Source organism: Allorhizobium paknamense (assembly GCF_030815125.1).
Taxonomy (GTDB): domain Bacteria; phylum Pseudomonadota; class Alphaproteobacteria; order Rhizobiales; family Rhizobiaceae; genus Allorhizobium; species Allorhizobium paknamense.
Map to the genome: position 1 here is coordinate 1 of NZ_JAUSWH010000015.1, position 20,670 is coordinate 20,670.

At 59.9% G+C, this 20,670-nt stretch carries 18 protein-coding genes; 8 read left to right on the plus strand and 10 right to left on the minus strand.

Annotation, left to right across the window (positions count from 1 at the left end; genetic code table 11):
• The coding region (locus QO005_RS18820) for a DUF736 domain-containing protein (protein ID WP_307159614.1) at window positions 1–305 on the minus strand (305 nt) is incomplete at its 3' end.
• Window positions 306–754: 449 nt separating this feature from the next.
• Between QO005_RS18820 and QO005_RS18825 the strand changes: the two genes are divergently transcribed.
• A complete protein-coding gene (locus QO005_RS18825; protein ID WP_162760714.1) occupies window positions 755–928 on the plus strand; it encodes a hypothetical protein in 174 nt (57 codons plus the stop codon).
• Between the two features lie 10 nt (window positions 929–938).
• Here QO005_RS18825 and QO005_RS18830 read toward each other — a convergent pair whose 3' ends face one another.
• The 5 genes from QO005_RS18830 to QO005_RS18850 form a co-directional block, all read right to left on the minus strand.
• The gene (locus tag QO005_RS18830; RefSeq protein ID WP_112636420.1) at window positions 939–1,862 is read right to left on the minus strand and encodes an ArdC family protein; all 924 of its coding nucleotides are present in this window, start codon (window positions 1,860–1,862) and stop codon (window positions 939–941) included.
• A 275-nt stretch (window positions 1,863–2,137) separates the two neighbouring features.
• Window positions 2,138–2,725 carry a hypothetical protein gene (locus tag QO005_RS18835; RefSeq protein WP_112636419.1) on the minus strand — a complete coding sequence of 196 codons (588 nt, stop codon included), beginning with the start codon at window positions 2,723–2,725 and terminating at the stop codon, window positions 2,138–2,140.
• A 396-nt stretch (window positions 2,726–3,121) separates the two neighbouring features.
• On the minus strand, window positions 3,122–3,433 hold the full coding sequence (locus tag QO005_RS18840; RefSeq protein ID WP_215571104.1) for a hypothetical protein: 312 nt from the start codon (window positions 3,431–3,433) through the stop codon (window positions 3,122–3,124).
• On the minus strand, window positions 3,430–4,323 hold the full coding sequence (locus QO005_RS18845; RefSeq protein WP_112636417.1) for a DUF7007 domain-containing protein: 894 nt from the start codon (window positions 4,321–4,323) through the stop codon (window positions 3,430–3,432). The genes QO005_RS18840 and QO005_RS18845 overlap by 4 nt, the downstream gene beginning before the upstream one ends.
• Entirely contained in the window at window positions 4,320–6,074 is a 1,755-nt protein-coding gene (locus QO005_RS18850; RefSeq protein WP_112668450.1) for a ParB N-terminal domain-containing protein, read from the minus strand. Before QO005_RS18850 ends, QO005_RS18845 begins: the two co-directional genes overlap by 4 nt.
• A gap of 349 nt (window positions 6,075–6,423) precedes the next feature.
• On the opposite strand from QO005_RS18850, the gene QO005_RS18855 reads away from it, so the two are divergent.
• Complete coding sequence (locus QO005_RS18855; RefSeq protein WP_307159615.1) at window positions 6,424–7,002, plus strand: hypothetical protein; 579 nt, start codon at window positions 6,424–6,426, stop codon at window positions 7,000–7,002.
• 222 nt (window positions 7,003–7,224) lie between these two features.
• Here the strand turns inward: QO005_RS18855 and QO005_RS18860 are convergent, their stop codons facing one another.
• From QO005_RS18860 to QO005_RS18875, 4 genes are all read right to left on the minus strand, one after another.
• Window positions 7,225–12,327: a helicase-like domain-containing protein gene (locus QO005_RS18860; protein WP_307159616.1), complete on the minus strand. Its 5,103-nt coding sequence runs from the start codon at window positions 12,325–12,327 to the stop codon at window positions 7,225–7,227.
• Between the two features lie 89 nt (window positions 12,328–12,416).
• Entirely contained in the window at window positions 12,417–13,022 is a 606-nt protein-coding gene (locus QO005_RS18865) for a DUF1419 domain-containing protein (protein ID WP_247262249.1), read from the minus strand.
• A 65-nt stretch (window positions 13,023–13,087) separates the two neighbouring features.
• A complete protein-coding gene (locus QO005_RS18870; RefSeq protein WP_247262248.1) occupies window positions 13,088–14,125 on the minus strand; it encodes a DUF3991 and toprim domain-containing protein in 1,038 nt (345 codons plus the stop codon).
• A gap of 204 nt (window positions 14,126–14,329) precedes the next feature.
• Window positions 14,330–14,506, minus strand: coding sequence for a hypothetical protein (locus QO005_RS18875; protein ID WP_200951794.1), 177 nt, complete (start codon window positions 14,504–14,506; stop codon window positions 14,330–14,332).
• A gap of 371 nt (window positions 14,507–14,877) precedes the next feature.
• On the opposite strand from QO005_RS18875, the gene QO005_RS18880 reads away from it, so the two are divergent.
• The 6 genes from QO005_RS18880 (at window position 14,878) to QO005_RS18905 (ending at window position 20,640) form a co-directional block, all read left to right on the plus strand.
• Window positions 14,878–15,600 carry a DUF6088 family protein gene (locus QO005_RS18880; RefSeq protein WP_247262247.1) on the plus strand — a complete coding sequence of 241 codons (723 nt, stop codon included), beginning with the start codon at window positions 14,878–14,880 and terminating at the stop codon, window positions 15,598–15,600.
• Entirely contained in the window at window positions 15,581–16,684 is a 1,104-nt protein-coding gene (locus QO005_RS18885; protein ID WP_307159617.1) for a nucleotidyl transferase AbiEii/AbiGii toxin family protein, read from the plus strand. The genes QO005_RS18880 and QO005_RS18885 overlap by 20 nt, the downstream gene beginning before the upstream one ends.
• A gap of 215 nt (window positions 16,685–16,899) precedes the next feature.
• Window positions 16,900–17,472 carry a hypothetical protein gene (locus QO005_RS18890; protein WP_247262245.1) on the plus strand — a complete coding sequence of 191 codons (573 nt, stop codon included), beginning with the start codon at window positions 16,900–16,902 and terminating at the stop codon, window positions 17,470–17,472.
• Entirely contained in the window at window positions 17,453–18,847 is a 1,395-nt protein-coding gene (locus QO005_RS18895; protein WP_307159618.1) for a 7-cyano-7-deazaguanine synthase, read from the plus strand. Before QO005_RS18890 ends, QO005_RS18895 begins: the two co-directional genes overlap by 20 nt.
• Window positions 18,831–20,021, plus strand: a complete 1,191-nt coding sequence (locus QO005_RS18900) for an XRE family transcriptional regulator (protein WP_247262243.1) — start codon at window positions 18,831–18,833, stop codon at window positions 20,019–20,021. Before QO005_RS18895 ends, QO005_RS18900 begins: the two co-directional genes overlap by 17 nt.
• Window positions 19,996–20,640 carry a PIN domain-containing protein gene (locus QO005_RS18905; protein ID WP_247262242.1) on the plus strand — a complete coding sequence of 215 codons (645 nt, stop codon included), beginning with the start codon at window positions 19,996–19,998 and terminating at the stop codon, window positions 20,638–20,640. The genes QO005_RS18900 and QO005_RS18905 overlap by 26 nt, the downstream gene beginning before the upstream one ends.
• Window positions 20,641–20,670: the final 30 nt, after the last annotated feature.

A 20,670-nucleotide genomic window follows, 5' to 3' on the forward strand; every position in this document is an offset into this window, starting at 1 on the left:
CGGTTCGGGCGGGACCAGATCAGCTGGTAGCCATCCTCACCTTCAACCGCCGTGAGCGTCGCGTAGATCGGAGCAGGGAGGCTCGGATCGTCGATCTTGACCGAGAGGTAGTCGCGGTCGCTCTCGCTGGAGCGCTTCTGCCAGGCCGCGCCGAGCTCTACGCTACCGGCAAAGATGCGAAACTGGGGGCCCTTGTCCGATGGGTTCTCCACCCGTGCGATGCGGGCTTTGACGTTGAGTGTGAGAGTGCGGATCGAGCCGGTGAAGCCATTTTCGGTTGAGGTGAAGGTGCCGATGGTAGCCATTGTCGTAATCCCTTTTTGTTGTTTCGGGCCGCTCCATTGCGGCCTCGATGGCAGTCGCAAAGGCCGGTGACGATCTGACCGCACCCAAAGGGCCGTAACAGCGTGAAGGGCGGAGCGAAGAGACTTTCTTGTTTCGCGAGGAATGGCGGCTCCGCCGTCAGGGGATGAAAGTCTCGTAGCCGCGTTGCGGGATAATGAGCGAGGCGAAGCCGATCTCCGGTCAGACCTGCCCCATCGAGCCCGCACATGTTGCGCCACATCGGTCGGAAAAGGGGATACGACATTGGCGATCAGCGCTGGTTTCAACGGAAGTGGAAAAGCCGCAGACTGCATCTCCCGGCCATGGAGGTCGCATTGTACACAGCCTCGTGGAGCCCTCGGGCAAACCACGCTTGCGAGCATAACGCGCCGTTATAGAGTTGCGCTGCGATTCTTCGCTTGGAGGAAAAATGCGTCAGCAGACAAAGTCGTTTATCGTCGAAATCAAGCAATCCCGGAAACCGAAGCCTAGTAATCAGAAGCCGTCGATCTGGGGAAACTTGGATATGCGGATCGACGATCCTGTTGCGCCTTCTGATGACGCTGCGGAGCCCGCCGCCACCGCGGTGACGACCGGCTCCTGACGGACGGATGTCATGCTGCAGCTTTCTTCTCCCCTTCACTCTGCAGCGAATGTAGGAATGCGACCGCGCGCTGCGCGTGAGCCGCAGCCTGAAAAATCGCTCGCTTGTCGTTTGCCAGCACATTCAGCCACGACTGCAGGTAGGACGCATGATCGGGACGTGGCTCGAGCTCAGGCGCGATGCCGAGATCGGCGCAAAGGAAGCAACTGCCGAGCTCGGCGACGAGCTCTTCACGGGCTCGTTCCGTCCGGTCCTTTGCATAGCGTGACAGGTCACGCCCAACTCGATTTTCTGCCGCAGTCCAGTGCGTTGCCTCATGGCTGAGGACGGCCGCGTATCCTGCCGCATCGCGAAACGCCTCGAATGGCGGCATCTGGATGTAGTCCATGACGGGTGAATAGTAGGCCTGATTGCCGCCGTGGCGGATGACCGCGCCGGTCGCTTTGAAGAACCGATCGGCGCTCTCGATGCGCTCGACAGGATCTTGCACCTTGGCCGGCGGGGCATAATAGGTGTCGGGCAGACCATCGATCTGCTCGATGTTGAACACCGAATAGGCCTTCAGGAACGGGATTTCCCGATCCACATCGGTGCCGCTCCCGTCGGCCACCGATTTGGTGAACCGACTGGCGAAGACCACCGTCGAGCCCGTTTCGCCCTTTCGCACGGCTCCGCCCAGTTCGAGAGCCTGTTTGAATGTCATCCACATCGAGGAGCAGAAGCCGCGCGACAGCTGCTCCGACCACAGTAGGAGCACGTTCATGCCGGAATAGGGCAGGCCGTTGTGGCGTACCGGCCGGGTGATACGACCACCGGTATTGGCGGCGCTCCATGGTTTGATCCAGGGGCGTACGCCCTGTTCGAGATCTTCAACGATCCTGTCGGTGATGCGCGTATAGATGTCGATACGATTGTTATCCGTTCTCCTGACCATAACTTCCTTTTCCTTTTCTCGAGACCGCGTCTGTCGCGGTCCGTCACGGAGGTCCGAAGTCAGGGGCCGATAGTGTGCCCATGCACCGGAACGGCCGCAACAGCGTGGAGGACGGCAAAGCCGTTGCATGGGCGCCTGGCCCCTGCAGGACCGCCGACCGGGACGGGCCGCGACAGGCGCGTCTCCAGCTTTTCCTCTCAACACGAAAAATGGCCGGCACCTGCAGGCGCCAGCCTCTGATTTAAAGAAGCGGCGGAGTTGCCCCCGCCAGGGTGTCAACCGAGAGCCGCCATTTGGGCCTCGGCCGCCTTGCGGTCGAGCGATGCCCCGGGGTTCTCGACCGGCCGGTCGAAGGGCTTCCAGGTCTCGCCGACGACCTGTTCGTAGGCGGCCACCGCACCTTCTGCCGCCATCCGCAGTGCGTGGGATTGGACGCCCATGTCGGCTGCAAACTCCCGCTTGCGCTGGGCGCCACTGTCATAGCCGACGGGCCCGTCGAGATCCTCGTCGCGGGCATCGTTCGATGCTTTGGCCGTTGCGTCGCGCGCCTCGGTGACGGCCCTGCTGTAGAACTGTCCAGCGCCATGTGCCGATCCGACGAAGGCCCCGACGATCCGTTGCAGATGGATCTGCATGGCCTTTTCGCCCAAGCCCTCGGAAAGGCTTTCGGCGGTCTCGACGATCAGCCGCTCATGCAGGCTGCGGATGCCATCGCTGTCGACGATGGCCGTGCCGAAGCTTTCGGCGATCTTGTGCGCCTGGATGGTGTCGGGGCAGGAGAGGCGGACCATTTCGAGGGTTGTCCCGCGACGGGATTGCGCCGATCGGGCGGTGGAGCGATTGGGGGTGGCGGGCTTGGCCATGTCTTTTCCTTCCGTGGCTGCCGAAGTGGTTCCGGCCCGTGCCGGTCTGCCCTTCGATGCGGACGACCAGAACCGGCAAAGGACGGGCGGCTTCACAGGTCCGATCCGACTGGGCCAGCAGGGCAGGGTTGCAGGCCAGCAGGTTTTGACCTGCTTGGGACCGCGGGCTTGTCCTCGCGCAGTGAGGTTGGATCGGCCGCTCCGCGGCGCGCAAGCGGCCTTGAAACGACCGGCCGCCGGTTCAGACCGCAGCGAACAGAAGGGCAGTCCGGCACGGGTCAGATGTCAGACGCACGCCGACGAGGGACGACATGGCCAGGCCCGCCACCCTGGGAGATGTCGTGGCCGCAAGATGACCAGATGCCGCCCATTGCACAGCCCCCGTTAGAGGTCCACCTATTCCGCAACCGACGAGATGGGCGCATCACCGCAATGCTCGAGCATATCGATGATCTGCTCCTGCTCTGCCAGCCTTGATGCGAGCGTGTCGAGTTCGCGCCACCGTTCGAAGGCCAGGCGGTCGGCAAGCTCCTGATGGTAGAGACGGGGACCGGACCGGCGGCGCACCCGGCTCCGGACCTCCACTGTGATCGTCTGCCGTCCTGCGCGCGCTGCTATCTGCCGGGTCAGGCAATCGAGATGCCGCTGGGTTTCACGCCTTGCGCCGATTGCCCTCGCCAATGGTTTTGCAAAGAGCACGTCGTTCATGATCCATCTCCCCGGCTTCGCCAGCCGATGAAGGAGGACGGCCCCTGATACTCAGCATGACGGACGGGATCGATGACAAAGCCGAACCGGCTGCGCCCGGCATACTCGTCGCTCGGAACAAGGAAGCGACGCTCATCGTTGTCTGCTCGCCTGTTCCCGCCGACGACCGCCACGACCTCGGTCATGCCGGGGTTCCGATCGGAAAAGATTGCAGATATGACGACATGATCTGCCGCATGGCGCTCATCAAACGCGCGGCGATCCTTGGACCAGCTTTCGCCCTCGGCCAGCTTGCAGCAATGGATCGCCTCCCAGGCATCCGGCCAGGTATTGCGGATGGTCTTTTCGGCCATCGATCGCTCGTAGCCGGTGAACAGCTCTGGAAAGCTGTTGGCCACGATCGCCCATTCGTTATCCTCTTCATACCACGGAGAGTGCTTCCGCAGTAGCGGATGGATTCTGGCATTGCGATCGGCAGAGAGATGAAAGCCGCCATGGCCGGCCGTGCTATGGGCGACGACGCCCTCGGCATAGATGACTGCGATCTGCGAGCCGCCCCATGGCGTGCTCGCCGACATGCGCGTCTGCACGCGGTTCAGCGCAGCGAGATCACGCTTATGCCGGGCCGTCTCGGCAACGCACGTTCGAAACTCGGCCTCGTCGGCCAGCCGGCCGTCGTGCCCGATGAAATCGTCGCGCGTCAGCTCAGCGAGCGGTCGGCGAACGAAGACTGCACTCGCAAGGAATGCGAAGCCGCTCGGCGACGTGACCATGGCAAGGACGGTGTCATCGATGCGTGCGATGGGCATGCCGTCCGCGCTTGTAGCAAACTCCACCCCCGAAAGATCGGGGGTGGAGTTTGCCTTGTTCGACTGGAGGCGGGCGGTCATGCTGCTGCCCTATGATCGAAATCCTGGTCGTGGCCATCTTCAGCCTCCGCGTCGGTGTCGCGCGGATCATCCTGATCCGCCTCCTCTTCGACCCTCGCCTCCTGCTCTTCACCGGGATCGCCGGCATCACCGTCGTCGTCCTGGGAGCCTCTGCCGCTGATATCAGTGGCAACACCTGCACGGATCCAGTCGAGTAGTTCGTCGGCTGGCGGCGCGAAGCGACCGGACGGATGGACGAAGTGCTCGCTCGCAAAATGCTCGACGAGCGCTGCGCGTGTTTCGCGCACCTTGGGCCGGGGCTGGACCGAGGCCTCGGCGCAAGACGCTTCCAGCGCCTGGCGCGACAGGCACAAGAGAAAATCTTCCGAGCCCATGTTCGGCAGGAATTCGTCGGCGCCGATCGCATCGCCGGCGATGCGCGCGATCATGCCGCTGTTCGACATGCCACGGCGGCATGAGAGCACATCGATCAGGACCGAGCGGACGGCGACCCGGAGCGTGTCCAGATCGAAGGCGAGCTTGCCGTTCTCGTCGAACAGGCCGACTGCATGGCGCGAGAAGCGCTTGCCACCATAGAAGGTCCCGTCCGCACCGGAGTCGACGCGGACATTCTGTCCGGCGAAGGCCAGCACCATCAACGCCATCAGCATGTCGTCCTCGATCGGCGCGCGACCGAGCGCATCGTGGAGCGCATCCGTGCGATAGTCGCCGATCATCTCGTGACCCTTCTGCGTCACATCGGGCCGTGCCTTGGGCGACGCGGTCGCGTCGGCATCAGCGCCACCAGCGACCACTCCATCGACGCCCGCGCCCTTCGGCTTCGCTGTCTCCGGCATGCGGTAATGGACGGTCTGCACCTTGCCATCGCGGTCGAGATACATCGCAACGTGGTCAGCTTTGGACGGCTTGCCGTAGACCTGAGAAGCCTTCTTCGGTAGTTCCGGCTGGCCCCAGCTGTTGACGTCGACGATCCCGCCCTTCTTCGGCAGGTTGCTCGTCATCCACTCATGCTGCGCACCGAGGAAGCCTTCGACATTCGTGGTATAGCGGCCATCCTGGTCGGCCGGCGCGAAGAGATCCTCGACCCATTCGATGCCGTAGGCCTGAGCGAGATCATCGCCAAAGCTCGCATCCTTGGCATACATGCGCTTCCTGGTCAGCGCATTGGCAACCTGCCACCAGGACGCGGTGTCACCCTTCTTAGGCTTGTGGGCTTTCCATACCTCCTTCTGGTCGACCTGGCCGGAGGCCGCGATGACCCGCAACTGCTGCTCGGACGGCATGTCACCCAGCGACATCTGTTCCAACATGGCCGGAAGCACATTGGCGAGAAGGCGCAGCTTGCGGATCTGGCGGACGGGGAGGGCGAGAGCGACGGCGATCGCTTCCTCCGTCCAACCGAGAGCAACAAGCCGTTCGATGCCGCGCCACTGATCGACGGGATTGAGAGGTTCACGGACGGAGTTTTCGACCATGGAACGCATCGCACCATTATCGTTGGCAGCGTCCGCGACGAGGATTTCGATTTCCTCGAGACCGGCAGCGATCGCGAGCCGGACGCGGCGATGGCCGGCGTCAATGATATAGCCGTTACCGCCGTCGGCTTCCGGCGCGACCACCGGCGGCTGGACGATGCCGACGGCCTTGATCGTGGCGAGCATCAACGCGTCGGCCTGCGGCGACGACTTTGACTGTCGCATCCGGTCTGGGTTTTCCTTTAGCGCGCGCGGGTCAACCTTCATGATCTGCATGGGACGGTTCCTTTCAGGAGAGTTCCGGACCGGCGCCTTGCCAGCCCTTTCCTGTCTTCATTTTTTTCTCGAAGACATCTCCCGAACCGCAAATCGGCCGGACGGACGCAACTGCGGCCGAGCATCCCTGCTGCGCAGGACGAGCGGGGTTTTGAAGCCCTGCGAAGGACCAGCAGCCGGGATCGCGCAGGCGGCGGTTGAGCGCAAGCGGCGGCAGGAGGCCCGATCGGCGATCGGGTTTTGCTTTCTCTTCTTCTTTCTCCTCTGCCGGCACTTCCCTTTATTTAAACCACGTGGTTGTAATCAGTCGGGGAATAAACGTTGAGGGGAAAATATGCTGAGACATTGCTTGGCAGCGCTGGCGCTGCTCATGCCGTCCGCCACGGTCTACGCTGCTGAGCCAGCACAGAAGATATGGCTGTTCAACGGGACAGCCATCGACAACAGCATAAAGTGCGACCTAGCTTCCGCGGCTCGTTCCGGACGCTACAAGATTCTGCCTAACCTGATGAAAGCGCGCGTGACGGTCAATGTTGAGAAATCGAACAATGTCGAAAGCAAGCTCGTATTGAAGTTTCCCTGGTTGGAGATCGGCGGTTCCAGCGGAAATGCAACCGGCAACACGATGAAGAACGACTATGAAGCGACATTCAACATCAGCGGCGAAAACTCCGTGAACTGCCGCAAGAACAACCAATTCACGACTGGCAATCTCGAGTGTTTGAAGGACGCACTGAGGCGTTTGGCCGAATTCGACGACGTCAAAGCGACCTGCGAACGGATTTTCACCGCAACATATACGGGTTCGGCCTCCGCCAAACTTCCCGCATGGAAGATCGAGATCGGACCGGATCTTTCGGCGAAAAATAGCGTGAGCTACAAAGTGAACCTGATCATTCCGGCCTCAAAAGCAAAGGCAGCGCAATAAGCAAGCTCGTCGTTGGCATTGAGGCACTGACACAATTGCCGGTCATGGGGGCAAAAAGAAAGGGCCGCCGGTGAAAACCGCGGCCCGTAAAGTGTGGAGATTTTGAACCTCCAGAGGGGAACAGCTGCTGCGACGGAACTGGGAGGTGACCGTCATGTGCATCAGCTGGGTGCGTTGTGATCCTTTTTTGATCACACAGCATCCATTTATTGTGCAGCGCAGCTATGCGGCTGGCGCGGTCCTCGCCTCATCTGCCTCTGCGATAACTTCCGCGGCCAGATCATCCTCGACCTCACGCAGCTGTTTGCGCTTGGCATCCAGCTCTGTGGCAAACTGGAACAGGCCGCCGGTACGTGTCTGATAAGACGCCAACCGGCGCTCGGCTTCCTCAAACCGCCGGCGATACTGGCGCTGCTCGTTGTCGAAGCCATCAAGTGCGTGCTCCAGGCGTGAGATCGCGCCGAGCGGCGTCACCGTGATGGAGAGATCGACCTCGTATTCGGCCCCGGTGCGCTGGAGGTAGGTTTCGAAGCGATAGCCATCACCCTTGCCGAAACGATCGCCCTCGTAGACCAGATCGAAACCGCCGATCGTCGCCAGATGCACCTCGCCCTCCTGCTGTAACTGCAAAAGTGTGAGGATCTCCTTCATCAGTGCGCGACCGGCCTCCTTACGTTCGGTATGGTCCTGACCGAGCACCTTCATCGTGAAGGCATCGCCCGTGGTTGGCCGCAGCCGCTTGATGTCCTCGCCAATTTCACCGATCCGACGGGTCGAGACCTCGATCTCGCGTTCGGCGTCGCGCATCTGCCGGCGGACGGCATATTGGTCGTCCTCATGGGCGGCGCGTAGCCGTTCCAGCCGGGCGATGTCGGCCTCAAGCCCGGCCTTTTGCATCAGCCGTTCGTCGCCGGAAGCGATTGCCTTGGCCATGGCGAACTGGTTGGCAGCACCCTCGCCGACATCTTCGAGCCTGCGGATTGACGTATCGCCCGAGAGGGCCGCAGCGATGAAGCGAGCCTTGCGCTCGTTGTTTTGCCACATGCTGGCATCGAGCGAACCCTCGGTAGCGTAGGCGAAGATATCCACCTCATCGTGCTGGTTGCCTTGTCGGACGATCCTGCCTTCGCGCTGCTCTATCTGTGATGGCAGCCACGGGACATCGAGGTGGTGCAGAGCTTTCAGCCGAAGCTGCGCGTTGACGCCGGTACCCATGGTTTCTGAACTGCCAATCAGGAAGCGAACCTTGCCAGAGCGGACATCGCCGAACAGGCGTTGCTTCGCCTCGGTTTTCTTGAAATCCTGCATAAAGGCGATCTGCGATGCCGGTACGCCGAGCCGGATCAACTCGTCGCGGATGAACCGGTAGGCAGAGAAGCCACGGGTTTTTTCGACATTGATCGTGCCGAGATCGGAAAAGATCATCTGCGCGGCGCCCGGCAGATCAAAATCCTTGCCATCCGGGCGGCGATAGATCGCTTGGCTGGTTTCCGCCCAGATCCGGTGGGCGTTTCGCACGAGTAGGTTGAGCTTGTTATCCGCCTCATTGTCGGCCGCCGGCATGACGAAGCGCAGGTCGATTGCCGCATGGCGGCCATCGGTAATGACCGAGAGCAGAATGTCGTCACCGGGTTGGGCCGGACCTTCGCGCTTCTCGATCGCCTTGATCCGGCCATCGAGCATCTGCTGATAGGTCTTGAACAGCGCCGTCGGCTTGGCTGTCAGGATCTGCCGCCGCCCGGTCGAGATGTTGGGCACCTTAACGTACTGCCGGAGATCCTCGGGCATGACGACATCGGCGAAGGACCGGAACATGGCGATCAGTTCCGGGACGTTGACGAAGGAGGCGAAGCGGCTGACCGGCTTGTATTTGCCGGATGGCTGGATTTCGAGCTCGGTCGTCGTGTCGCCGAAGCAGGAGGCCCAAGCATCGAACTCGTGCAGTCCGCGCTCAGTAAGTGCCTCATGGCCAAGTAGGCGCTGAATGGAGAACATTTCTCCGAGTGTGTTGGTGATCGGCGTGCCGGAGGCGAGCACGAGCGCCCGGCCGGGGTTCTTCGTCTCGATATAGCGGGATTTGACATAGAGATCCCAGGCACGCTGCGAGCCGTTGGGGTCGATACCCTTCAGGGTCGACATGTTGGTGGCAAACGACAGCTTGCGGAATTCCTGCGCCTCGTCGACGACGATCTGGTCGACGCCAATCTCTGAGATCGTCAGAAGATCGTCCTTGCGAGTGGCGAGGCCTTCGAGCCGCTCCTGCAATCCTTCCTTCAGCCGCTCGAGGCGCTTGCGCGATACACGGTCTTCGCTGTCGACCTTGGTCAGCAGATCCTCATAGAGCTGCAACTCGTCGTGGATCATCGCCTGCTCGAAGGCCGAGGGCACCGCGATGAAACGGAACGCCGAATGGGTGATGATGATCGCATCCCAAGTCGCGGTCGCCGCACGCGACAGGAACCGGGCGCGCTTGTCCTTGGTGAAGTTGGTCTCGTCGGCGACGAGAATGCGGGCATTCGGATAGAGCGCGAGGAATTCACGAGCAGCCTGTGCCAGGCAATGGCCGGGCACGACAAGCATCGCCTTGGCGATCAGACCGAGCCGGCGCTGTTCCATTATGGCGGCGGCCATGGTCATTGTCTTTCCGGCGCCGACGGCATGGGCGAGATAGGTCGAGCCATCGGCGATGATCCGCCAGATGCCGCGTTTCTGGTGCCCGTAAAGAACGAAGGCGCCTGAGGCGCCGGGAAGCTTCAGATGGGAGCCGTCGAATTTGCGAGGCGCGATATTGTTGAATCGGTCATTGTAGTCGCGGGCCAGCCGATCGGTGCGATCGGGGTCGGTCCAGACCCAGTCCTGAAACGCCTGCTTGATCCTTTGAAGCTTGTCACGGGCTGCTTCGGTATCGACGACGTTGAGCACCCGACGCTCGCTATCGGCGTCCTTGAACACATCGAAGATCTGCGGCACCCGGCTGTTGAGAGCGTCGGCGAGCAGATCGCCGGCATGGCGACGGCTGGTGCCCCATTCAGATGTGCCGGCGGCGCTGTAGCCAAGCTGGCGGGCCTCCACCGTCCAGGACCCGAGCTCCGGCATATGATGGATGCGGATATCGGCCTCCATCTTCTCTTTGACGAAGGCCACGACATCGGCGGCCGGGATCCATGGGGCGCCGAGGCGTGCTGTGATGTCGGAGGGTCGAAGGTCGGCCGGCTGGACGTCAGTCAGGGCGCGGACGTTGCGCTCATAATTTGGATCTAGCTCGGCTGCCGACTGTGCGGCGGCGAGCTTGGTGCGGACGGCGCCGGAGAGATACCCGTCGGCTGTCTGCCACGATCCATCGGCCGGGTCCCGGAAGATGGCGTCACCCAGCTCCTCGACCACATCAGCCGGATCGCTGTGCAGCAGCTCGGCGATATGGTCGATATCAACGTGCCCACGTTCGTTCAGCACGACGGCGAGTGCATCTGCCGGCGACGTGATGGTTGGTGCCACCGGCGGCGCAATCACGCGTTCGGAAAAGATCGGACCGGGCTTCGCCGTGTCGGTCTCCAGATCGTAGTCCTCGATCGACGCGACCAGCCAGCAGTCCGGGTCGTCCCGGAAGGGTGTAAGGTTTGGCTGGCGATGGGTTTCCTTGACCTCCGCGGTCTCGGCATCTTCCTGGATCGAAACGGTGGTGTGGTTGATCGGCCCGAAGTCACGCACAAAGCTCGACCAGGCGATGCGCAGCCGAACCTGATGATCCCGCCAGGGACGATCGGTTTCCTGCGCTTTCAGCACCTCACGGACGGCATCGCGGATCGGGATGAGTTTGCTGATGATCCGGACGTGCTTTTCCGAGATGCCGTCTCCGGTGCGGCCCTTGCGGACCGTGACCGGCGCGGCCGCGCCGTCGAGCATCTGCATCAAGCCCTTGGAGCGGTCGAGGAAGAAGCTGCCCTCGCGGACAGGCCCGCCCTTAGGCTGCAGATCGACGATCTCGCCAAGCTCATCTCCGAGATCGATGTCGATCGGCGTCGGCTCTCCGTCGTAGAGATCGGCGGGCAGGAGATCGATGGCAGCGGCAAGTGCCGTTTCAAGACCCTTGCCGTCGTGCGGCCGGCATGTGTAGGTCTCGCCGAACGGTCCCGAGGTCAGGGCATGAGTGCCGAGTACGAAGTTGGGGTGACGGGCGAACCACCTGTTGACGCGGATGGCCCCTTCGTCATCTGTGGCGGGCCGGACCTCGTCTACATCCAGCCACAGCTGATCGCCTTCCGGCTCACCAAGTTTGCGCTTGCGGAAGAACAGGATGTCGACGACGACATCCGTGCCGGCGTCACGGCGGAAGCTGCCTTCGGGCAGGCGGATCGCTGCGATCAGGTCGGCCGACTTGGCGATATGCTCCCGCGCCGCCGGATCTGCCTTGTCCATCGTCCCATGCGAGGTGGCGAAAGCTGCGAGCGCGCCGGGCTTCAGGAGATCGATTGACTTGGCGATGAAGTAATCGTGCAGCCGGACGCCGAGCGACCGATAGGCGCGGTCGGAGCGGACAGTGCGATCGGAGAAGGGCGGATTGCCGATGGCGAGATCGTAGATCGGCGCCAGATCGGTGCGGGCGAAGTCTCCATTAATGATCCGGGCCTTGGGCTGCAGCAGGCGGACGATACGGGCCGTGACCGGATCGAGCTCGATCCCGGTGATATAGGCCGCGTCGCGATATTGCTCCGGCATCAGGGCCGGGAACAGGCCTGTGCCGATACCAGGCTCCAGCACACGGCCGCCCCGCCAGCCGAGTTTTCCAATCCCGGCCCAGATCGCCCGGATGATGAACTCCGGCGTGAAATGGGCGTATTGGGTGCAGCGGGCGAGCGAGGCGTAGTCGGCTTCAGATACCGCAGTTTCGAGCGAGGAGCCGAGATCGTCCCAACCTTGTCGGAAATCGACCTCGCCCGGACGGCGGAACATGCCATTGGCCAAGTCGCCAGCGCCGAAGCCGGTGAAGCGGATCAGCTGCGCCTGTTCCTTAGGGGTCGCCGGTCGGTCCTGCTTTGCGATGCCGTCGGCGACCAGGATCGCCGCGACATTGTCGCGGGCGCGGTCCTTCCATGAGGCGCCCAGTTCGCGGTCGCCATTGAGATAGAAGTTTGCCCGAAGTCCTGGCCGCCGTACGGGGGCGGCAGCGACCGGGAGGGCGGGTGCCGGCGCCGGTGGCACTGGATCCGGATCGTCGTCGTTGGCGGCAGCAGGCGAGAAACCGCCAAAGGCGGTGACCCCGAGCCCTAGGCCAGATGAAAGGGCGCTCGAGCCGAACATATCGAAAGTGAAGGGATCATTGCTCATGGGAAAGGCTCCTTTGGAATAGGGACGAGCGCCATTGTCCGGTCGGAGGTTCGACCGGCCGCAACGTCGTCTTGCTGGGATGCGACCGCTCAGGCGGCCAGGGAGGAAGGAAGGTAACGCAGGTGGACCGGCAGCTTAGCCGCGATCTCGTTGTCGCTCAGGGTGTCGAGCAGCTTCAGAAAGGTTCCTTCCGTGCCGCCATAGAGCATGATCGTGCGATGGCCCTGCATCGGCGTCGGCCAGCGGGTGCCGGCATAGCCACGATAGTCGTCCGCAGTGGTGCTCCAGATATGTTCGAGCCGTTCTTCGCGGCTCATGGCTCGAACCGGCCGGGTTTCGCGATCGGCGATTACCGAGCGCATCGTCTCGACCGAGTTGGGATCGGAGAGGTCGCAATACGTATGAAAGTATCGGACGGTGTCATCGATCCGCATCGCGTAAAATACCGAGGTCACGGAACCGCTCATGAACTCGCGCATGGCAAAGATCGGTCCACGCATCCAGAGCGGCGGCAGGATGTCGAGCATGTAGGAATAGGACGTCTCGTCGATCTCAAACCATTCGCCGGCATAAACGTCGGACTGATCACCGGCGAAGCGGTTGGGCCGCTGCGCGTGCCTGTCAAACATGCGGAACATGTCGGCGCGCTTGGCCACACCCTGAAACACTTTGCGGGGGAGGGATATCGAGGTCATCGGCTTAATCCTTTCGGGGTTTGGGGACCGAAGGCAGCACTGTCGTTTCGACCTCACTATCCTCTTCAGTCCTTCATGACCCCTCCCGATCGGCCGGCCTCGTGTCCGGACGGGTCAAGGGCCGGCTCTTGCCGGGCGAAGCTTCCCTTGATGCGGCCGGCACGCATGCGGCAGGCCTCATTCCTCTTCTCCATTTTCCTTTCCCGTCTCTCCTTATCCTTGGCTTTCAGAACCTCGTTCCAGTCCTCTGCCGGCGGACGTAGCCGCTGCCAGTCGCAGCCGGACGCTTCAGCGACCGCACGCAATCGTTCTGCGTAAATGTCCCCTTGGGAATTGGCATCCGTCGCCGCTACCAATGTCAGTCCGGGTCGCATAGTAAGTTCGGCAAGCGCCGCATCTGTCGCTGGAGACCACCCGCCGCCGGTGCTGAGATAAAGGGTTTGCTCGCGTGGACCTTCGAGTGCCGCGAGGCTCATCACGTCGATCGCCGCCTCGGTGACGCAAAGGCGGTTGGGGTCACTCGGACCCAATCGGAACAGAAGCTTGGATCCCCCGGTCGAGAACCCGCGCCATTCGGGTCCTCGCTCTTCCCAGCCGACAACGCGGCCATAGCTATCAACATGCGCCGCCCACATGCTGCCATAAGGTCCTTCCCGCAGGATGTCCTCCCGGATAGCGTGCCGGACGATGGCAGGGGGCACCCCGCGCTCCCAACAAAGATAGCGCCACGTGTCGGAGTCGGGCGACGGCGTACGCCGGCTTCGCCAGCGCCCGGGAATTTCTCCCGCCGAGCCTGAAGAGCGCGGAGACTTCCATTCCGGACGAGAAAGTCGAAACCCAACCAGCTCCGCGACCGCTTCCGCCGCCACCGGAAAAGTGACCTTATCAAGAAACATGGCGAGCGCGAAAACATCGCCTTTCGCATCGCTCAGTGGATCGAACCAGCCGCGTCCGTCATGGGTCACAATAATGATGCTGCTGCCACGCCGGTATTTGACGGCTCGACGGGTACTTTCCTTCGCATCGAGTTCATATCCGGCCTGCTCCAGCACAGCTTCGCAACTGACCTTGGCGCGTAGCGCCTCCAACTCTTCTCTTTTCATCTTCCCTTCGGTCGCATCGCGACCGACCTCTCATGTTCTTCCTTCCTGCGTTTCTGCAGGCAGCTTCTCACCGGCGCGAAGAGCAAAGGCTGCAAGGGCGCGCCTGGCAATTGTAGGATTCTACAAGTATCGACCCACAAGCGCGGCGAAGCCTCCCTTGCGGCCGCCAGCTCGCGAGCGGCAGCCGGTACCGCGAAGCGGGGCTCAGTGAGCTCCCCATGGGAAAAATTCATGAATGACCGAGAGGTCATCATCGGCGTCGATCTCGTCAGAGGGGAGCACGCCATATTCACCGTCGACTTCGAAGACGGTGACCGGGACCATCAGGTCGCGGGAAAGCTGAAAGGCATGGGACTGTGCGAGAGTAAGATCGTGCGACATTGAAGTGGCTCCATTTGGGGAGCGGGCCAATTCCCGCTCGATGGCTCCAAAAGGCACGGGGGCGGGCGCGATCACCGCGGCGGCGCAGCCAAGCGGCCGCAGCTTGCTAGCGGACCCCTTGCGGGTTGATCGGGGAAGATCCGGCCCCGGGCCAGGACGCCATCGCATGAGAGCGGGATTGGGCTGTTTCCCGTCGGTGCGGCGACACCGTCGTTTGCTCTTATCGTTTGGCCTCTACCGAAAGCGCTCATCCGGCATCAACCAGATTCCGGCATCCCAGACTTACTGACCAGAATTTGTACTCAAACTTTGGACAGCTTGTCACTGACCAGAATTTGAATATAATCTTTGGACACTAGGGAGCTTTTTTTATGCCCGATCCGACTTCTGACACGCTTGAGCGGATTTATATGCGGATCGCCGCCGGTGCGCCTTCGGGTGTATGGTCTCGCGGTGACTTCCTGGATTTGGCCAGCCCAAACGCTGTCGAGAAGGCGCTGCAACGCCTGACCAATCGAGGCGATATCCGTCGGCCCTACCGCGGCCTTTATGACAAACCGTCCGTCAGCAAGCTCACAGGAAAGCTGGTTTTCCCACCACGCGCGTCCTTCGTCGATGCGATTGCCCGTCGGGACAAACTTCGAATACTTGTCGATGGGATGACCGCGGCCAACGACCTCGGCCTCACGACAGCTGCTCCCGCACGATCGACCATCCACGCAGACACATACCCTAGAACGATTGAGATCAATGCTGCTGCAGGTGATATCCAGGTAAGCGCACCGGTTGTCTACAGGCTCGACTTCAAGAGAGCTTCGGCAAAGGCCGCATTCTGGGCCGGACGACCAGCAATGCGCATCGTTCAGGCGTTGGCCTGGTTGCGCGATGAACCCAGCAGCATTGAACCTGCGATAAATGGAATTATCCAGAAACTAAAGAATAGCCAAAGTCGACAAGCGATCTCGAACGATCTTCGGTCGAACCTTGCAGCTATGCCGGCATGGATGTATCCGGCCGCGCAAGAAATCGCAGACTCTTTGGCGCCTGACCAGAACGAGCGAGAGAAGACCGAAGATGCAGACGACGTTCATTGAAGTTCTTCGATCGAGCCCTGACGAACGCCGCGCGCTATATGCGGCAGTAGCGGCCGGGCTCCAGACCCGGGCAGAGAATGTCGAAAAGGATCTCTATGTCTGCTGGATCCTGGATTTTTTATTCAATCAGCGAGAAGGCGACCCGGTCAATCTCTATTTCAAGGGTGGCACCAGCCTGAGCAAGGCCTATGACGTCATCAAGCGGTTCTCGGAAGACATCGACATCGGCGTCTATAAGGCCGATATCGACGCTCCCCTAGAGAAAGAGATAGCCGAACAGGGCTCTGTGACCAAGCAGCAAAGAATGCTCGCGGACAAGGTTGATGAGCCCGCGCGCACTTACATTTCCGGCCCCTTGCGTGACCAGCTTCTGCGAAAGATCGAAGAGACCGAGGCCGCCATCGGCGAGGCAGGACACTTTGCCGTTGAATACGGCTACGATGCCTATCGGAAACGCGATGCTCTGGATATCCTTGTCGTCGGCTATAAGAGCGTGTTTACGGGCGACATTGACTACGTTCAGCCGGCGGTAAGGATAGAAGGCGGGGCTCGCCCCGATCCGGTCCCTGTCGAAACTCGCACGATCACCCCATACATCGCATCTGAGTTAAACTCAGCGAACGATCTGGCTGTCCACGGAGTGACAACGGTGAAGCCGGAAAGAACCTTCTGGGAAAAGGTGCTCATCCTCCACGCGATGACCGAAATGACCGAGAAGCGGGCCGACGAGCAAAATCCTGAAAAGCCAGTCCCAGACCTCAATCGCTATTCGCGTCATTACTATGACGTCCATCAGATTTGGACAAACGGCGCGTATGGCGAGGAAACAGCTTCAATGAACGAGCTTGCCGAAGCGTGCAGAGCCCATAAGGAGCTCATGTTTCGAGCACCGGACCATCGATATGACCGCGCAGTTCCCGGGAGTTACAGACTCACACCATCGGCGCCGATGCGTGAAAAACTCTCCAGGGATTATGATCGTATGTCAGCCATGATCTTTGGCGAGGTCCCGCGGTTTGACGAGGTGATGAAAAGCATTGACGAACTCGAGGCGTTCCTGAACGGCCTTCGCAAGTTGGGATAATAGGGTTTTGTAACGTCATTGGCTGTGGCTGCTGTTATGGCCGCTAAGCCAGTCGAATGCCTTCAATCATATCTCCTGAGTAGACGCTGGTCCGTTGATTTTAGAAAGTCTGCACACCTGCGATAAAAGGTTGCATCGCCATATTGTCAGATTTTTCTGTCCATATGTTGACTTTGTCAGATTATGCGATCATCTTGCAGACATTGGAGGCAGCGATGACTGATGGACCTTTCCGAAATTCCGCATTGAGCAATAGATGGAAAGTTTATGGGCAGGACCTCGTCAGTGACGCTGTCTCCCAGGATGAGCGCGTAAAACAGGCCTGCCACAGTGTACTGGGCGGCATCGATATGCAGTCATTCGGGCGCCTTTACCGAGAACTGGACGCCCGTGCATCGAATGATCAAATGGATCTCGACGCAGTTTCCGCCACCGAGATAATCTTTGACAGAAACGAGCGTTCTCCGCTGCACGACGCTTTGGAACGGCACCTATTATGCAACCTGAGAGATGCTTTGCCCGAACGCCGGTCGCTGGATCTTGCGCTTGAAAGCGCGGTGTCGGAGGTACTGGGCAACGCCAAGAACCGCATTGATGAGGAATGCATTCGTGCAAAGGAAGTCCGCGATATGAGCAACGCGGATTTTGTGAAAGGCCTTCACCGAAACAAGGAGACCTTTGCTGCGGTGGATGTCGCGCGCGTATGCGCAGCTCTTGAGAACGGTGAGAAGGGTGCGTTCCGCCGCACGGCGCGGACGGATGTAAACGATGGTCCTGACGATGACTGACGCGCATACTGAAACCCATTCAGAGAAGCATCTTCTCGTGGTCGAGAAGGGCAATCCCGCGCGTGTTCGCTCGGCGAATAACATCGTGGTCGCAGAAATTGGAAAGCACATCCAGTTCGACCCTGATGTGCTTGATACCTTCGACGTGAAGGGTTTTGCACCGATACACTATGACCTTATGATCTTGGCCGCGGCTATAGAATTCGCTGATCGACGCTGGAGACGACCTGCTGGCTGGTTGCGTAATATCAGTGTTGAGATACCGGTCATAGACTTCGAGTGCTGGTCGAAACCCGACGTTCAAGCCACGCTTCGCAGCACGATGAATTTTCTCACCGGCGACAACTGGCGTTTCTCGTTTATCAAGGCTAGTGGGTGCTCACCTATCGGCTCCAAGCAGATGCCGCTTTTCTTCGAACAAGAAAAAAAGTTTGCGATTGCCTACAGCAACGGCTTGGACTCTCGCGCAGTGTCCGCACTCAGTGGAAGCCGAGAGGAGGCTCTTTGTGTTCGCGTAGCGGCGACCAAGCAACGCAGGGTGGAGGGTGAAAGCTACTTCACGCAAATTCCGTTCAAGGTGAAGGGGTTTGAGGGAAGAGAAAGCAGCTTTAGATCGCGCGGATTCCAGTTTGCTACGATGGCGTCGATTGTGGCTCAGCTGTCCAAAGTCTCCAGGATTGTCGTCCCGGAAAGTGGGCAAGGTGCACTCGGCCCGGTCCTGGTCCCGCTTTATAACATCTATACCGACTACCGCAATTATCCGACGTTCTTCAGGAAGATGGAACGGTTCGCGCGAGCGCTGCTCGGCTGTAGCATTAAGTTTGAACAACCTCGCCTGTGGTCAACAAAGGGACAGACCATGTCCGCTTTCCTTGCACTACCAGGCAAGGCGGATAAACACCTAACGACTACGCGATCGTGTTGGCAGACGAGACGGGTGGTGAATGCCGATCGACGCCGGCAGTGCGGATTATGTGCAGCATGTTTGCTTCGCAGAATGAGCCTGCATGCGGCAGGCGTGCTAGAGGCAGACGATACGTATGTTGTATCAGACCTATCTGCCAGTGAAGTCAGTCACGCTTTCAAGGGCATAGCAGCCCAGGCTGACCAGGAGATAATGATTGAATATGGAAGCGTCGGCGCGCGCCATTTCCAGCACCTCGCCGACCTAGCAGATCTACCCGACGCAGCGTTACGTCCGTTCGCCTCGCAGATTGCAGCCGCAATAGGCGAGACGTTTGACGTGACGCTTCGAAACTTGAGAATGATGTTAATGACGCATGCGAGTGAGTGGCAGGCATTTATGTCCGCCCAAGGTGACAAGAGCTTTTTAAAGGATTGGTTGGACGGAGGGCGCCATGACCGCTTTAAATGAGCTGAGCGCACAAGAGATCGGGCGGAGACTTCGAATCGCACGTGAAAATGCTGATGTTCGCCAGGACGATGCCGCCCAATTTATCGGCGTATCGCGCCCAACTCTTGTTTCGATCGAAAAAGGTGTTCGTCGGGTTCGGATGCAAGAAATCCAGGCTCTCGCTCGTCACTATGGTGTCTCAGTCAATGCACTATTGCGTCGCGAAGCTGTGCATACCGACCTGTTGCCCCGTTTTCGTAAACTCCGCGATACTGAGGACGAACACACTTTAGAGGCCGTTCGTCTGCTCAATGACCTGATCAAGGCGGATATCGAACTAGAGAACATCCTCGGTATCCAGCGCCGACGCAACTACCCGCCTGAACGCGGCATAAACGAGGGCGACGTGGTCGCTTTGGGAGAAGCGCACGCGAAGGAGCTGCGAGAGTGGCTGGGACTTGGCGGGGGGCCGATCCCCGATATTTTTTCGGTAATCGAGCACGGTCTAGGTATTCGTCTATACCAACGCCGCTTGTCCTCACGGTCACGAATCGCAGGCTTGTTCACCTACGACGATAATGTTGGCGCATGTATTTTGCTCAATGCCAACCACCCCCTTCCTCGTAGAGTGCAGACTGCCTCTCACGAGTGCGGACACTTCTTTGGCACGCGGCAGATGCCTGAGGTGTTGGAAGAGGATGAGAAATTTCTCTCACGCGATGAACGCTACGCCAATGCATTTGGCCGGGCGCTGCTTGCGCCACCAGAGAGCTTTGCCGAAAGCTTTCTTCAGTTGAAGGAGATCACCGGAAAGACCACGCGCCGCCTCGTCATCTTGCTCGCCGACCAGTTCGGCATTTCGCGCCAGGCCTGTGTTCTGCGCCTCGAAGAACTCGGGTTAGTGAAGAAGGGCACGTGGGCTTGGTTTGAGAACAACGGTGGCATTACCGACGAACATGTGCGGGAAGTCTTTGGCGGACCGATCGACCGCCGTGACAGTGGTAAAGCTGATGCAGACCGCCTGGTCTCACATCGACTGAGCCTGATGGCGCATGCAGCATGGAAACGCGAATTGATGTCGGAGGGTCAGCTTGCAGAACTTCTGAAAATCAGCAGATTGCAGCTTCGCGAGATCATCGACGAAATCGAGCTCGAGGAAAAAGAAACGGATGACCTACTCAAGTTCCCTGAGTGATCAAACCGGTCCTCTGATCCTCGACACGAGCGTTCTCATCAACCTCCATGCATGCCGGCGTGGTGCTGAGATCCTTTCAGCCATCCCAAACCCTATCGTCATTTCAAACATCGTGGCTGGCGAACTTGACCACGAGACGAGCAGACGAAACGGCGAAAAGGCATTTCTGTGCACGTTGGAGACTGCGGGGAAGGTCTCACTCGTCGACCTATCGGATCAGGAGTTCAAGTTCTTTTTCGAACTCACGTCTACTTCACCGTCGCTAGACGATGGTGAGGCAGCAACAATCGCTATCGCACGTTCACGTGGTATTTTGCCGGTTATCGATGAGAAGAGGGGTCGCAGAAGAGTAGAGCAGCTCATGCGCGCTGAGGCCTATTGGTCGCTCGACATTCTGACGCATCCTGACGCAATAGATTTCCTCGGAGCCGACGTCTCGAGAGAGGTGCTGTTTCTGGCTTTGCGGGACGGACGAATGAGGATTCCACCTGAGAGCACCCAGCACGTAGTAAATTCAATCGGGATAGACCAGGCTAGGGACTGTACTTGCTTGCCCGGATACAAAGGCCTTTTCGACGTGTTGTCCGCGTCAGAGCAGCAGATGAAGCTCGGCCTGTAGGCAGATCAAGAAGAAAGAGATGGGGGTTCG